This is a genomic window from Pseudomonas asuensis, from assembly GCF_014646755.1.
Lineage (GTDB): Bacteria > Pseudomonadota > Gammaproteobacteria > Pseudomonadales > Pseudomonadaceae > Chryseomonas > Chryseomonas asuensis.
Genome location: NZ_BMNW01000006.1, coordinates 195,355 through 211,406, shown reverse-complemented (window position 1 = coordinate 211,406; position 16,052 = coordinate 195,355). Strand labels below are relative to the sequence as shown.

Below are 16,052 nucleotides of genomic sequence, written 5' to 3'. Positions count from 1 at the left end.
ATGAACGAAGGAGAGGACTCATGCCGCGTTGTCCTGACTCTTGCGTTCCTGATACTTTTTAGCAGCTGACTCAAGGCTACTGACAATGCTGTCATAGACATCAACGGTCATCTTGCTGGCATCTGGATAATCCGTTTCGAATTTCTTCTGAACGGCTGGACTGCATTCGCTAACCGCGTTCTCTATACGCTTAAGCTGTGTCTTATTGATGTAGACCGCCGGTTGACGGTTGGCGTTAGTCTGAGACGCCTCGTTGGCATCATCATCTTCTTGAGCAATTCCCGCAAAGGCCGCCAGAGAATAACGGCGGTAATAGGTAATCGCGCTACCTACACCTTGAGGATCCATTTTCATGCAGGGTCCGAGCAAGGTGTTGCTTATCCATTGCCCCGACTCATGCATCAGTACTGTCTCGACACTGACTTTGCCATCTTCAAACCCAGGCATCTGCACGATCGAAAGACCGAACTTGCTCAAGATCGGACGGGTTGTGTTCAGTACCTCAGCCAAATCCGCATACTTGCTTCTAAAGTGCGGGTTGATGCTTCCCTTCGTGGCGTTTTCAATCTCAGCCTGTGCAGCAGCCAGAGCCTTGGCAAGGGCGTCGATACTTTCTGACATTTTCATACAGGTATCTCCAGAGCAATATAACCCCTACCAGTGGGCAGATAAGGGTGGACGTCGAGAACGGATGAGAAGGGTGAAGGAAATGTTTCAAGCAGTACCTCTTATATGGGGACTACACGCTCAAAACCAACCAGAAAGCCTAGCGTGAGCTGACCTTTTGTCGGCTAAAACTCAACCGTCACGGCGGCTTCTCATTCGTCCGTACGCTATTGCTTGGACCACAATAAAAGCCGTTTAGCTGCAGTGAACGCAGCTAAACCTGATAAAAGCTCATGCCTTATGCAAGGCGAGAGAAATACCATAACTTAAGGCTTGCCCTGTCAGCTGGCGAAGCTCGTCACCAGACTCCCGTTTAGCTGCTTGAACGAGGCGATCACCGAGGGCACCTTCCAGGCAAGTAGGAGTTGCCTTGAGAATTTCCAGCCCCTTTGCGGTAAGAACGCAGTCATGGGCCGTTCCAGCGATAACATCCCCGTGCTCGATCAGCCCTGCGTTGCCGAGCCACTTGACGGAAGCAGTGAAGAACCGGGCTTCATCTGCACAGGGATTGAAGTCATCAATCTCGTTCAGGCCGGCCGCCTCGATATGGTTTTGCATATCGGTACAAAAGAGATTACGGGGAATAGGAAAGGCCTCGTACAACTCACCAAAAAGCCGACCGACCAGATCATCGAACCGTTCAATATTGGTAGTCATGGGCACTCCTTAGTCAATTTCATCGCATCATAGCTGACATCCTTAACCAGAGGAGAGCACCGCTCGGCGAAAAGCACGGTAAATCAATATCTTAAATCTCGCTTTCGATCTTTATCGGTCTGGACCTTAAGAGGCACTGTGCTAGCGAGCCCATGCCTCGTTACGTTACTATTTGCCTTACGATTTTTATCTTTTACGTAAAGCGAGTGGTTATGAGCCGTACCGGTATAGATAAGGATATGGTTGCCAGTGCGATCCGGCAGTTAAAGGAGGAGGGCAAATCTGCGTCTGTACCTGAAATCCGGGCGCTGACAGGAGGCTCCTTTACAACCATTCAGCGTTATAAAAAAGAACTTGAAGCGGATAGCCGAAGTCTGTCCGGTCCAGGGGGCCGCATCCGAGCGGATATCCTGGGGCTGGTCGAGCAGCTCGAAAAGAAGTTACTGGAAAGGGCTCAGCTGGAAATAGGCGAGGCCGAACAGAAACTGGCAGCCCAGGCCAAAACGGTTAACGAAAAGCTCCAGCTTGCAGATGAACGCGCCAGTGCTCAGCAAGAGCGTATCAAGGACCTGGAGGCAAGGCTCGCCAAGGCCGAAACGCTTGGCGAGGAGTACGCAAGCAAATACAACGCGGCGAATAACGAACTTGCCAGGCAGGCAGTGGACTTGACCCACAGCCAACGAGAATCAACTGCCCGCGCCCAGCGCATCGAAGCGTTAAGCACTGAACTCAAGACAGCACGCGATGCGCTGGAAGGCTATCAAGAAGTCATGCAGCGGCAGCGCTTGCAGGATCAAGTGCAGTCCGATTCTGCCGTCAATGACTTGCGTCACCAGCATCAAAAGGTCTTATCTGAAAACGAGTCCTTGCGACAGCAAAATATCCACCTCATCAGGGATAATGAGCGACTCCAGGCTCAGCAAACAGCCCATATTCGGCAGCTGGATGAACTCGCTCGCCAGCTTGAACAGGAACGTGCCACAGGTAAGGACCTGATCAGGCAAATTGCTCGTTTAGAGGCACGGCTGGAGACGCTTCAGTCTTGAGGCGTGCCATTTAGTGCAAGCTGCTGGCCAAGCTGTTCGACCAGATGCTCCACTGGAAAAGGTCTGCCCAGGAGAAATCCCTGCGCCTGATCGCAGCTCAGGATACCCAGCGCTTTAAGCTGCTCGGCCGTTTCGACACCTTCTGCCGTCACGGACATCGACAGAGCCTTACCCAATGCAACAATGGCCTTGATGATTGCCTGATTACTGGTATCGCCCTCGCTTAAGCTCATGACGAAACTGCGGTCTATCTTGATGCCATCGAACGGATACTGACTTAGATAGCTGAGGGAAGAGTACCCCGTCCCAAAGTCATCCATGGACAGCTTCACCCCTAGCATCTTGAGTTCATGCATCAGCGCAAGAGCGCTCTCGGCATTATCCAGCATGACGCTTTCGGTAATCTCCAGCTCAAGCCGCGCAGGGTCTATACGGGTTTCGCTCAATATACTGCGGATACGTTCTACCAGGTCATTACGTTGGAATTCGATACAGGAGAGGTTGACCGACACGAAGATAGGCTCTTGCCACTTCAGGGCTTCAAGGCATGCCTTACGTAAAACCCAGTCGCTCAACGGCACAACAAGCCCACTCTGTTCCGCAATGGGTATGAATACAGCGGGACTAAGCAGACCACGAGTAGGGTGGCTCCAGCGCACAAGAGCTTCGGCTCCGATGATCCTGCCGCTTTGAATACTGAACCGCGGTTGAAACACGAGCCGCAACTCGTCGCGCACCAAGGCTGCTCGCAGGTCTTCCTCGATCTGCTGGCGCTGGACAAGTCGCTCGTTCATCGCACTGTCGTACAATCGCCACGTATTGCGGCCGGCACCTTTAGCCTCATAGAGCGCAATATCGGCAAACCGAAGCAACTCACCCTTGATGACGCCGTGGGCTGGCGCTTGCACAATACCGATGCTAACGCTGACCCTCACCTCAAGATCATCGACCGTAATTGGAGCAGAAAGACAGGCCAGCAGACACTCTGCCAATACTGCGGTGTTTGGCTGCCTTTGACCGGTGAGCACAAGAACAAACTCATCGCCCCCCTGGCGAGCTATAAATACGCTGCTAGCCATACAGCGCCTGAGCCGGTCTGCAACTTCAATCAAAACCTGATCCCCAAAGCCATGCCCTTGGGTGTCATTGACGTGCTTAAAGTCATCCAGATCCAGATAGAAAATGGTCAATGGGCTCTCGGGTGTCGGGCCATGCGCCAATTGCTCCTTGAGATACTGGTACATGTACGTGCGGTTTGGTAATTGAGTCAGCGGGTCATACTTGGAAAGGTGCTCGTAATGTGCATGAGCCTCCATCTCGTCTGTAATATCGCTCAAGGTACCGCGGTATCCGGACAAGACGTCCTCTGTCCAGACGGGACGAAAATACAAATGCCCTATGCGCTTACGACCTTTATGGTCCATGTAAAAGCACTCAAGTGCCTTGGGATTTCCCGCAGACTCAGGCGTCTGGTAAAGATTCTCCTGGAATTCCGTTTCGCTGAAGTCAATGAGTTCCTCCAGGGATTTTCCCAGCCAATCACGGATATTAAGGCCAGTATTCGTGGCGAATCGGTCGGAAAGGTAGATCAGCTCCCGCCGGGCGTTTGTCTCCCAGATCCAGTTCGAAGAGGCTTCGGCAACATCACGGAAACGGGCCTCACTATGCTCCAGGGCTTCGCGGCTGCTGTCGATCAGTGCAGCCGTGCGCAAGGAGCGGCCTTTGAGTCTGGTCAAGATCAGGTATAACACGAGCGCTGTAATGAATAGTAAAGGCAGCATTACCTTCAACAAGGTACTCCCCGGACGTTCAAAGTTCCAATGGAGCTGGAAGGGAACGCCCAGTTGATCACTGATGACCAAACTTGCGTTATCTAGTGCTGCAGGACCTGCTTTTAGCTGGTTGATACCGGATGCTGCGCCTATCGAAGTCAGTTTTTCCTGATCCAGGCGTTCTACAAAGACGATGACAGGAAGCTGACTTCGGTCAGGGAGATTATCAATTCCGTTTGGATGAACCAGGGCAGCGGAAACAATCGTGGGTAGGCCACTGACCTGATAAAACCCCTGGAGATAGGTAATCTTTGGTGAGTTTCGAAGCTGGTCCAGCATGGCAGGCAGCCCGCCTTCTATCCATGAAAGGGCATCTACCGGATCAGAGGTACCCTTTATAAAGGCGTAACTGGTGTTATTAGCACTGTCGATAACCAGAACGCCGTCCAGCCCAAATTGTGAGAGAAGCGAGCCGGCCAGCTTGTCCTTTCCGCGTGCCCACGTTATGTCAACGGCAGGGTAGATGTGGACATAGTTTTCATCCCAGGACGCATAGTCCAAAAGGGTAGCTGCAGTGGACTTCTTGCGAGCATCGAGAGTACTGCGTACGGCCTGTTCGTCCTGTGTAACGGCTTGGGCATTAAGCGACCAGGCGATGTAGCTCGTTACCGCACCTGCCAGCGCAAACATGCTTAGCATGAGCACAGTAAAAATCAGCACTGAGCGCTGAGCCAGCTCAGTATGGGTTTGTGAACGAAAGGACTCGTCCTTGTTTATGACAGGCGGCAGCGGGGACATAGGCATGGTCAGCAAGCGGGTCGGCAATCTGCTATCAGGTTGTTTGATATCGACCTTTTCTGCCATCTCTATAGCTAATACCCCAAACCAGACGATGTGAGGCATTACTAGACAGACAGGCAGACCTTCCGGCGGCTTTTACCTCAAGAATTCCTTTCAGGTGCCGCTTCAATAAGTACCAGTTTGCATTACTTCATTGACCCCCTATCAAGGTTATGTGTATGAGCCTTCGCTCCTTGAAAATTGCATACCGAAGCCTGTTTTGCTTTGGCATCATCGCTATCATCCTTACAGGGCTAGGGCTGTTCGGCCTGTCTCAGATGTCGCATATCCAGAGTCAGTCTCGAAAAGTAGAGCTGAACTCGCTGCCCAGTATTATTGAAAGCGACAATCTGGCACTGCAGATGGCCCGTGTTCGTATAGAAGCGTTGCGACTGATCGCATTGCCGGGTCCTGAGACCTTTCAAAAGACCCAGCAAAAAATCAAGGATTTGAGCCTGTTGATCGAAGCGGGCTTCAAGCGTTATGAGCCCCTGACAAGTTCGCCAGAGGAGAGCCAGACGCTACAACGCCTGCAGGCTATCTATCGCGACTACATGACGAATGTAGAGCAAATCAAGGCATTCATGCTGAATGGGCAAGTTGATAATGCCCGCAAACACGTCATGGGGGGCATGGCTAGCCTTGGTTTAAGCATGAATGAGCAGACGGAAAAATTGCGCTCTTTGAACCTGGAGGCCGCAAAGGTCTATGGCGAAGACGCACAGGCAGTGTATGACAACTCGGTCTCTATTACCCTGACAGTTATCGGCTGTGCCCTGGCCCTTACGATACTGCTGGCTTGGCGCCTGACGCATAGTTTGTCCAAGCCTATTCGTGATGCTGTACAAGCGGCTGAGACCATCGCCTCGGGTGACCTGACCCATCGCCTGGAAACTGCCGGTACAGACGAGGCTGCTCAGCTTCTCAAGGCCATAGAAAAAATGCAGGGTAACCTGCGCGATACACTCGAGCAGATCAATAATTCTGCTGAGCAACTGGCCGCTGCGACTGAAGAAATGAGCGCAGTCATGAGCGAAAGCACTCAGGGACTGCAACAGCAGAATAGTGAAATCGAAATGGCGGCCACGGCAGTCACCGAAATGAGTCAAGCAGTCGAGGAAGTAGCCGGTAATGCCACCTCGACCTCTACCGCCTCCCGGGCAGCGGCTGAAACGGCTCGTCATGGACAGCGTCAACTCAACGACACTCTAAGTGCCATTGGTGTACTGACTGATAATGTTCTAAGTGCCTCTGAGCAAGCGCGTCAGTTAGCCGAACAAACACGCAATATCAGCCAGGTGTTGGATGTCATCCGATCGGTAGCGGAACAGACCAATCTACTGGCCTTGAATGCCGCAATTGAGGCGGCCAGAGCAGGGGATGCCGGTCGCGGTTTCGCGGTTGTAGCAGACGAGGTGCGCTCCCTGGCCCATCGGACCAGTGAGTCCACCCGTGAAATCGAAGCCATGATTGGCAGTATTCAGCAGGGAACGACCCACACGGTAGATGCGCTATTGACCAGTGCTGATCAAGCCAGGCAGACGCAGGAACAAGCCGAAGCGGCCAGCCATGCGCTAGGCACCATTAACGAGGCGGTTAATGGCATTGATGAACGTAATCTGGTGATTGCCAGCGCAGCCGAGGAACAGGCGCAGGTTGCGCGGGAAGTCGACCGCAATTTGGTCCGTATTCGCGACCTGTCTGTCCAGACTTCCGCTGGCGCGGAGCAGACCCATACGGCCAGTCAGGAGCTTTCCCGCCTGGCTGGAAACCTGAGCGGCATGGTTCGCCGTTTTAAAGTCTAACTGACTGGTAGAACGATGCCGGGAGAGACCCGCATCGTTCTACTCTACGTTTTGGCAGGGTAACGCAACGGACTGTAGTAAGTGCGTCCTTGATAGAGGACGTTTGTAAGCGTCTCGTTGCAGTCATGCTTTAAGGTAGGTTCATGTCTTTTCTTGATTCACCTGTTCCCAGCGCGCTCAGACGCCTATCGCTGGAAACATTGACGATGGCCCTTTTGAGCCTGGTCTTTGTGTCGCTGGTGGGATTTGACTTCTGGCAGAGCTGGCATGCCCGTAATGTTCAACTGCACCAGTCTGAAAGTACGACGCTCAACCTGACTCGAGCATTGGCTCAGCATGCAGAGGACTCATTCGAGGAAGTTGACGTTGCGCTTATGAGTCTTCAACACCTGTTGGAGCAGGGGAATGAACTAGATCTTAAACCGGAAGCACTGCATGGGCTGCTTCAGAAATATGCACGGTCACTGGAGCAAGTAGAAGGTCTTTTTGTTTTTGACGAGCAGGGCAACTGGAAAGCGACATCCCTACAGGATACACCTTGGAAAGGTCAGAACTCTGACCGTGGCTACTTCAGGTTTCATAACCGCAACACTACCGAAGATCCCTTTATCAGCCGCGCTATCCATTCCCGTTCTACAGGTAATTGGATCATCCCGGTATCCAGGCGGATTACCGACAGCCAGGGACAATTTGCAGGTGTGGTACTGGCCACTGTCAAAATGGACTATTTTCTTAACTTCTATAGGCACATTGAGCTTGGTCCCTCGGGTGCCATAGTGCTGGCTATGCCGGATGGTACGATCCTGAGCCGTCGTCCCTTCAAGGATGAGTATTTGGTTGGTAAACACCTTGCGCAGAGTTATGTGATTACCACGGCATTGGCTCAGGCACCTTCAGGCATCGTTACCATCAAGGCAGTCATTGATGGAGTAGAGCGGCTGTATGGTTACCAGCGTATAGATAAGTATCCTTTATTGGTTATGGTCGCCATAAGCAAGAAAGAACTCTTGTCAGACTGGACAGGTGATACACAACGCTCGGCCTTCATCGTAGCCAGCATTATTATTGTGATGTCGCTGTTTGGCCTGGTATTGATGCGTCAGATCGGTCATGCCAATACGGTAAAGGCTGAACTCCTTGAAGCACATCGTGCCTTGGAACAGCAGGCCTTGTCTGACGGACTGACAGGCTTGGCCAATCGTCGCTATTTCGACACTGCGTTGCAGCAGGAACTCAAACGGGCAGAACGTTCGGGGCAGCCGTTAAGCCTGATTATGCTGGATATCGATTTTTTCAAAGGATACAACGACCGGTATGGACATCCTGCAGGTGACTACTGCCTGAAACAGGTTGCACAGGCGCTGAAACGAAGCCTTCCACGATCCGGAGATCTGGCTGCACGTTATGGCGGTGAGGAAATGGCTGTAATCCTGCCAGCCAGCGACAGACAAGGCGCTTGGGTTGTAGCCAAACGTATTCAGGATCAGATCCGCAATCTCAGGCTTGAACACCACAGTAGTCCATTCGGGATGGTAACAGTAAGCGGCGGTATTCATACCTATCTACCTGGCGAGGATGGCGTACTCACTACGCAGGCGCTGATTGAACAAGCAGACAGAGCGCTGTATGAGGCCAAGCATAACGGCCGTAACCGAATAGTGGCGAGAGAGGATAGCGGTCACACCTGATCAGCAAGGAGGGCCGCTTCAATCCTATAAAGGCATGAGAACGATAATGCGTAAGAAAGGTAAGCCCTGAGTCATATATTCAATACGCAATTTAACATAAGATATATTATGCGAAGTTATAGGTTAGGCTTTAAAGGCGTAGTGACCGTGACTGTTAATAGCCTCGTCATTTCCGATTAAAGCGCTAATCGGAAATTAAACGCTAAGACAGCGAATGTTGTTATTTGAAGTAATCCTTTTAATACCACAGTGCAGCGGTAAATTTGTTAAATCATACGACCCTAACTTATCGTATTCGGCCATGTATAATTTCTTTATACAGTTGGTACTCACCGGCAATATTTGCGCTAGAAGTTCCCGACGGCCAAAGACATGATCGAGTCTGGTCGAATGGAGAACTCTGCGTCATAGACGACGAGAAGTTCTATCTGTACGGATCGATAGAAATCGCAATTCATGAGCACACTGAAGGGTTCATGTGGGGTGCATGGGTAGAACTGAGCGAAGAACTCTTCTTTTGGTATCAAGAGCTTCTGGAAGCTGAAGGCCGCGAAAGGAACCCACCTTTTCCGGCAGTGCTAGGCACTGACATTCCGTTTTACCCGCTAACACTTGGTTTGCCACTTACCGTCCACATCCAGCCAAAGGGAATACGTCCACTTTTCTTTCTAGAAGCTGGGTCACATCCACTTATCCATGACCAGAAGACCGGGGTCACCGTTGAGGACATCAAAGCAATCAAGCGCTGGCTTTTATCTCTCTCACAACCAGCCATCTAACCCTTCTATCGAGTTGCTAGGTCGATTCATAAGGGCAGACACGGCAAGTCAGCGTCCTTTGGGCTTTGCAGTACGAAACCCCCCTATTCTTCGCTAAACATTAAGTGTCATGGCAAGCTGGCCGCTATAGAAATTCAAGGCCCGGACATTCATATCGCTTACTCCGAGTCTGTAAAAAACCGTCTTTATACTTATCTCTCGATACCGTCTGACACACAACCGGGGTCTCTGTTTTTCCTTACTTACTCAAACCAAGGCTATCCGCCATTGCTGATTGATAGCTCGCTTGACTTAGTCATCCATGTTATTTCTAACGATGCATGAGGGCTTGGTTTACACCTTGGTTCAAAGCGTTCGCTTCGCTCGCTTACGACGAGCTACGCATCAAACATTAGGTACTTATCTATGCCGCTACACCGCGTAGTTATCTTCTGCTCCGAACCCGTTGCGCTCGCTAATTTTTATTGTGCCGCTTTCAGGTTAGAAATTATTAGCAGCGAAGGTACTTTTATTGATACCGGAATCAAGGACTCGCAAGTATCAAGGCTTGCGTTTCACAAGAGCAAGAAAGCATCTACAAGCTCTATCAAACTTTGCTTTTACACATCCGATGTCGCAGCCGAACGAAAACGCTTGGTTGATCTTGGCGCAAACATGGGCAAGCTGCAGGGCAACGCAGAATCACTGTGTTTTTGTGACGGAACGGACCTCGAAGGGAATGTATTTCAAATTACAAATCGCGCCTAACAAGTCGTTCAAGTCACTCGCGGTGCTCATTAGAAGCGATGATAAAAGGCTGCACCTTGCTCTCTAGTGCCAGCGCCATCTCGCAAGCCTCACGTAGGTGACTCATAATCAAGCCTTAGTCCCAACCCATCAGGACTTTCGGACAGCGCTTGATATCAGCTCTCTGGCGGGCATAAAGAATCCCTGCATCAGCCCTCTCCTCTTCTCCAGCAGGTCCATACGACCCTTCTAAAAACTGGCACAGTTCAACAGAGTAAACTGTGCCAGTTTGAATATTACTGTTGAAGGACCGTGGCCATATTTCCTGTACCACTCTGGGTTACAGTAGCAGCGTTACCGTTTAGGTTCGAAAAGTCAGTTAGATTAGATTGCTGGGTAATAGAAACAATATTTCCTATTCCTGTTTGCATAACATCTACCGAGTGGCCTGTATCGGCGATGATTTCGTCAGTGTTGACCTGTGAAAGGGTAATTTCGTTTGAAGAGCCAAACTGTGCGAGGCTAGTATTAGTACGACTGCTCGCTTGGTCAACACTAGCAGAGTTATTATCCCCTTCCTGGATGAGATCTGTACGCGTATAGACGTTATTCTGGTTTATATTCGCTACGTTATTATTTCCTGCAGAATGACCTGTAATGCTGCCTGATATGGCTCCTTGAACGATAGCCAATTCGTTATTATTACCCTGTTGGGAATAGCTGAGGCTGTTTAAGCCGCCCGACTGAAATACCGTGGCTGTATTGGCATCGCCCGACTGGGAGAAACTAAGGCCATATTGTGAGTAACGGCTACCAGAATATTGTTCGACTGTAGCGACGTTTGCATTACCGTTCTGAGAGGCTGTAGCAGGCGAGTCTGAAGGGCCGCCTTGCTGACTAAAAGTCATCTGATTCGAATCGCCAACTTGAGTAACGCTGCCAGATTTATAACTTGATTGCGTAGCGTTTAGAATATTGCCGTTACCAATGGTACTAGCGGATAGTCTGTTAAAACCCTCCCCTTGCTCTACGTTATGAACGTTATTGGATCCTTCCTGATACAACGTAGCGGAATTCTGATTGTAATAACCCTGTTGAGTAAGCATCACAGTATTAGCGTCGCCCTGCTGGGCTATTGAAGCGGTAGCCTGAGGCCCTGGCGAAAGTTGATAAACAGCAGCTGTATTACTATTGCCTGTCTGACTAAGTTCAGCAGAATGCCCATTGCCCTCCTGAGAGGTTTCCGCTGAATTACCATTACCGTTTTGTACGATGGCCGATCGGTTAGCATCACCGGTTTGCGTCTGTGTAGCGCTATTACCTTCACCGCTCTGTTCGAGCGTTACCTCGTTGCTATTTCCATCCTGAGTTTGCGTTGCACTATGGCTAGCTGCAAAAGCTGTACCAGTGAGCGAGAGAAGAACAGCAAATGCTAGGGGTTTTAGCGTAAACATAGGTACTTTCCTTGTGAGGCGATAGGATCATTTTGCTCAGTCAGGGACAGAGCTCAGAAGCTATAGACCACCTATGGGAAACACGCAAAATCTGGTCGCTAAGTGGTGCATTTCTTCGAAAATCTCAAAGAGCTTGCTTCAACTTTGAAAGGCCTAGCTACCGGCACCTAATGTAATCTACCTTATTACCTGGCAGGTAGTTCGTAGCCTCTGCCGCCTGGGTTTTGAGCGTTGTACGGAAGCTGGAAGACAAGACTCAATGTCACCTAACGTCACCGTTAAGCCGTGATAGCGTTATGTTCCTAAACAGGTCTTCGAATACCCTTCCAGCTGGCATCTTGAAGATACAGACACTGCTGCCTCGCCAGCACTAATTGCTGTCTTGGTAGAGCCTGGTCATAGGGGCAGTTGGATTAGCCCTTTTGCCTGATAGCCACTGAAACGCTCGACCGGTTCAATGCTCTTTTGGACAATTACCCGTTTTTGCTCTGTATTCCAATGGCAACGTTGTGCCTGGCCGAGCCGCCTGCCCTACCCTTAGCGTAAGCGCTGGAGGTCGCTAGTGACCAAAAAGTGTCAATAATTATTGTAGTTGTAAAACTTGCTCAACCGCCGTGCTCGTTCGCTCTCGCTTTCAAGCGCATAGAGCCTACGATAAAACTGACTCCGGTTTACGCTATTACTTTCACAGGCTTCAGTGACCGGTACGCCTTTGATCAAGAAGTCTTCCAGGGCGCGGATAACCTTCTCTCCTCTGATGGAGGTGCCTTCCAGCAAAAGGTCAAAGTGTTCACGCTCAAGTGATCCAGGTTTCAAAAAAGATAATGTACGCGCGCGCATGGCTCTCTCAGTAGTACCCAATGGCAGACATATGGGGTGAACTATCGCAAAGGTAGGCTAGCAAAAGCTAAGTGAGTCTCACTTCGAGTAAGGTCAGTAGAGACTAGCCGACAAGATACTAAAGTGACGTTTGGATATGAAGAGTAACTTATTGAATTGGCTAGGTCAGCTACCTTTCTGGTTTAGCCTGCCTTACCACCCCTCATCCCAAGCGAGAATCAAAATAGGTACTGTCGCCCTTAAGAGTATAGCAAAGGGTAAAGCGCTGACACCTCCTTAACGCTACGGCAAGTGTAAGAGCTGTCGATCCTTCGTTTTTGTCTATGCCGTTTATAAGATACACATTACCGCACCTCTGGACGACTTCGCTTAGTTCACCGATGTGATATCAGCACTGCAAAACGGGTTGAAACATGGCTTGCCATGCCCTTCGCCAGCTCCTCTTCGCCAAAGAATACCGTTCCTACGCCATCCCGACGCATGAGGTAGGACTCATCTTCACTATGGGTGCGGATCACGATTTCCACTTCTGGATTAAGCGTCTTGGCCGTTTCTACCATTTGACGCGCGCTGATCGAGTCAGGCGTTGCAACGACCAGCATGGCTGCCTTGGCAATATGGGCCTGGATAAGAACTACCGGGTCAGCTGCATCTCCAGAGACGGCCGCTTTGCCTTCCTTTCGCAACTGGTCTACCACTTCTCTGTTCTGCTCGGCAATGACGTAAGGAATGCCCTGCTCGTCCAGGACCTTTGCAATACGACGGCCTACTCTGCCGTAGCCCACCAGGACAATCTGACGCTCAAGGTATTTGCGGTCAGTATCCATAGGTAGCTCAGCATATGGGTCCTGGCGGCTTTCGAGCTCGCGCGCAAAAGCCGAGCGCGCCAGTACCCAGCGACGCAAGGGTTCGATAAGGGTAAAAAGCAGTGGATTGATTGCAATGGAAACCAGGGCGCCAGCCAGGACAAGGCTCATGCCTTCTTGTGGCAGCAAGCCCAGCGCCAGACCAAGGCCACCCAATATGAAAGAAAACTCCCCTATCTGGGCAAGACTGGCAGCCACTGTCATCCCGGTATTGAGCGGATATCGCAGCGCCAGGGTAATGATCAGCGCTGCCAGCGATTTCCCGAGAACGATAATGGCGACAACGGCCAGCACATGGAGCGGCTCCTGCATCAGGATCATCGGGTCGAACAACATGCCCACGGAAACAAAGAAGAGTACCGAAAAGGCGTCGCGCAGCGGCAAGGATTCTTCAGCGGCCCGATGGCTGAACTTGGACTCTCGCATGACCATGCCGGCAAAAAATGCACCCAGCGCAAAGGATACGTTGAACAGCTTGGATGCGCCAAAGGCGATGCCTATGGCAATGGCTACCACGGCCAGTGTGAATAGCTCGCGCGAGCCGGTACGTGCTACCTGCCAGAGCAGCCACGGTAATGCTCGGCGGCCCGCAACCAGCATCAACGCAACGAACGCAACGATTTGCAGCAGGGTTTTGCCCAGCGTAATCCAAAGCGGGCCGTCCTGAGCAGGCAATGCCTCGCTTGTACTGCCAAGCATACCCGCCAGCGGTGGCAGGAGCACCAGTACCAATACAGTGGCGAGATCCTCAACCACTAGCCATCCGACGGCAATCCGGCCATTCATGCTGTCCAATATGCCACGTGCCTCCAGCGCCTTGAGAAGGACCACCGTACTGGCGCAAGACAGGCACAAGCCAAAGATAAGCCCACTGCCCCAACTCCAGCCCCACCAGTGCGCCAACGCAGCGCCAAGGACCGTGGCAAGGCTCATTTGTACAATGGCCCCAGGAATGGCGATGCGCTTGACGGAAAGCAGATCACCAATTGAAAAATGCAGCCCCACACCAAACATCAACAGCATCACGCCAATTTCGGAAAGCTCTGAGGCGATATTCATATCGGCGACAAAGCCAGGTGTGGATGGACCTATGAAAATGCCTGCCAAGAGATATCCAAGCAGTGGAGGTAACTTCACTTTTTCAGCAAGAAAACCCAATATCAATGCGACAACAAGCCCCACTGCAATAGTTGTGATCAGGGGAATGTTGTGCTCCATATAGCTCCTATTGATCTGTCTGATTCCAACCCCGAGACATGAGCATAACGGGCCCTACTCTCATTAGCTCTTATTGAATAGCGGAAAGAATGTTCTTTCATTACAGGATATTGATGCTGGCTTTTGACGGATAGCTCAATTACACGGTTACCAAAAAGAAAAGCACAGAAGAGCAGGCAGAGACGCAAGCTCAGACATAAGTCATCGTGTAGAACTCAAGGGGAAATTGGGTAGCCCCTTGAGCTATCGCCTTGTCAGCCTCTGGGTCAGGGCGCGCGCTTTGGCTGGGTAGAGGGCAGAAGAATGGTAAGAATGCCCAGCAGCGGCATGAAGGAACAGAGCGTATAAACGTATTCGATTCCGCGTAGATCTGCCAAATGGCCCAGCGCTGCGGCGGCAATACCGCTAAAGCCGAACATAAGCCCAAAAAATACGCCGGCAATCATGCCTACATTACCCGGCACTAACTCTTGCGCATAAACCACAATAGCTGAAAACGCCGAAGCCAGGATAAAGCCTATTATGACGCTCAGTACGCTCGTCCAGAACAGGTCAACGTACGGCATGGCGAGTGTAAAGGGCGCTGCGCCAAGAATGGAAAACCAGATCACGGCCTTGCGTCCGATCTTGTCACCAATGGGTCCGCCAAAAAAGGTGCCTGCGGCCACAGCGCCTAGAAACAGGAACAGGTGAAGCTGAGAGCTGGCCACTGACAAGCCAAACTTCTCGATCAGATAAAACGTGAAGTAACTCGTGATGCTAGCCATGTAGATGTATTTGGAGAATACCAGCAGCGCCAGCACAACCAGAGCGGTAGTGACCTGGCGGCGAGAAAGCCCATGCGTGGCCCCATGACCGCTCTTTTTGCCAGAGGTATTCAGGTGACCTCGATACCAGACGCTAAGCCTGTATTGCACACCGATGGCAAATAGTCCGAAAAGGCCAAACCACACGATATTGGATTGACCAAAAGGAATGATCAGTGCTGCTGCCAGCAGAGGGCCAATAGCCGTTCCTGCATTGCCGCCCACCTGGAAGGTAGACTGCGCCAGCCCAAAGCGGCCGCCTGAAGCCAGACGGGCGACTCGAGAGGTCTCGGGGTGGAATGTAGAGGAGCCGATGCCTATCAGGGCTGATGCCACAAGGATCGTTGAAAAGGTATCCACAAAGCCTAGTAGCAGGATGCCCAGCAATGTACAGACCGCGCCAGCCGGAAGCAGATATGGTTTTGGATGGCGGTCTGTATAAAAGCCAATCCACGGTTGTAATAACGAGGCTGTTACCTGAAAGGTCAAGGTAATAAGACCTACCTGAGTAAACGTCAGCGCGTAATTTTCTCTCAGCATCGGATAGATAGAAGGGAGAACAGACTGGATCAGGTCATTGATCAGATGCGCAAGCGCGCAGGAGAAGACAATGCTCATTACAAGGGGACTGGTGGCAGAGGCTGGGCGAACAGACGTATCAGCCTGGGCAGTAGGCACGGACATGAACGGTTTCTCGTTATAGTCATTATTTAGCCCCGTACTGTGCCATTTCGTGAGCATCGGATCTAGATACATTTTGAAACAGAGCGGACTGCGAGGCGATATGCAAGAGAGAAGCGGCTCTCTGAATGACCGCAAGCGAATACGCACAGAAGGCTGCTAGCCAGCTTCTACTGTCTACAAGCGCAACCACTTCAAACCAATAGGG

12 protein-coding genes are annotated in these 16,052 nt (G+C 51.2%); 5 read left to right on the top strand and 7 right to left on the bottom strand.

Annotation, left to right across the window (positions count from 1 at the left end):
- Positions 1–18: 18 nt before the first annotated feature.
- On the bottom strand, positions 19–627 hold the full coding sequence (locus tag IEX86_RS14870) for an ERF family protein (RefSeq protein ID WP_188866913.1): 609 nt from the start codon (positions 625–627) through the stop codon (positions 19–21).
- 270 nt (positions 628–897) lie between these two features.
- The gene (locus IEX86_RS14865) at positions 898–1,323 is read right to left on the bottom strand and encodes a hypothetical protein (protein WP_188866912.1); all 426 of its coding nucleotides are present in this window, start codon (positions 1,321–1,323) and stop codon (positions 898–900) included.
- A gap of 212 nt (positions 1,324–1,535) precedes the next feature.
- On the opposite strand from IEX86_RS14865, the gene IEX86_RS14860 reads away from it, so the two are divergent.
- Positions 1,536–2,369, top strand: coding sequence for a DNA-binding protein (locus IEX86_RS14860; RefSeq protein WP_188866911.1), 834 nt, complete (start codon positions 1,536–1,538; stop codon positions 2,367–2,369).
- Here the strand turns inward: IEX86_RS14860 and IEX86_RS14855 are convergent.
- Entirely contained in the window at positions 2,360–5,044 is a 2,685-nt protein-coding gene (locus IEX86_RS14855; RefSeq protein WP_188866910.1) for a bifunctional diguanylate cyclase/phosphodiesterase, read from the bottom strand. The two genes, IEX86_RS14860 and IEX86_RS14855, sit on opposite strands and share 10 nt — an antisense overlap.
- A gap of 116 nt (positions 5,045–5,160) precedes the next feature.
- On the opposite strand from IEX86_RS14855, the gene IEX86_RS14850 reads away from it, so the two are divergent.
- The 4 genes from IEX86_RS14850 to IEX86_RS14835 all read left to right on the top strand — a co-directional run bounded on the left by IEX86_RS14850 (position 5,161) and on the right by IEX86_RS14835 (position 10,000).
- A complete protein-coding gene (locus IEX86_RS14850) occupies positions 5,161–6,786 on the top strand; it encodes a methyl-accepting chemotaxis protein (protein ID WP_188866909.1) in 1,626 nt (541 codons plus the stop codon).
- 143 nt (positions 6,787–6,929) lie between these two features.
- A complete protein-coding gene (locus IEX86_RS14845) occupies positions 6,930–8,474 on the top strand; it encodes a sensor domain-containing diguanylate cyclase (RefSeq protein ID WP_188866908.1) in 1,545 nt (514 codons plus the stop codon).
- Between the two features lie 263 nt (positions 8,475–8,737).
- Entirely contained in the window at positions 8,738–9,253 is a 516-nt protein-coding gene (locus IEX86_RS14840; RefSeq protein WP_188866907.1) for a DUF2199 domain-containing protein, read from the top strand.
- Positions 9,254–9,658: 405 nt separating this feature from the next.
- Positions 9,659–10,000, top strand: coding sequence for a VOC family protein (locus IEX86_RS14835; RefSeq protein WP_188866906.1), 342 nt, complete (start codon positions 9,659–9,661; stop codon positions 9,998–10,000).
- Positions 10,001–10,275: 275 nt separating this feature from the next.
- On the opposite strand, the gene IEX86_RS14830 is transcribed toward IEX86_RS14835, so the two are convergent.
- The 4 genes from IEX86_RS14830 to IEX86_RS14815 form a co-directional block, all read right to left on the bottom strand.
- Positions 10,276–11,433, bottom strand: coding sequence for a hypothetical protein (locus IEX86_RS14830; protein WP_188866905.1), 1,158 nt, complete (start codon positions 11,431–11,433; stop codon positions 10,276–10,278).
- Between the two features lie 576 nt (positions 11,434–12,009).
- Positions 12,010–12,273 (bottom strand): PapB/FocB family fimbrial expression transcriptional regulator, encoded by a 264-nt coding sequence (locus IEX86_RS14825; protein ID WP_188866904.1) that lies wholly within the window; start codon positions 12,271–12,273, stop codon positions 12,010–12,012.
- A gap of 374 nt (positions 12,274–12,647) precedes the next feature.
- A complete protein-coding gene (locus IEX86_RS14820) occupies positions 12,648–14,357 on the bottom strand; it encodes a cation:proton antiporter domain-containing protein (protein WP_188866903.1) in 1,710 nt (569 codons plus the stop codon).
- Positions 14,358–14,623: 266 nt separating this feature from the next.
- Positions 14,624–15,847, bottom strand: coding sequence for an MFS transporter (locus IEX86_RS14815; protein ID WP_188866902.1), 1,224 nt, complete (start codon positions 15,845–15,847; stop codon positions 14,624–14,626).
- Positions 15,848–16,052: the final 205 nt, after the last annotated feature.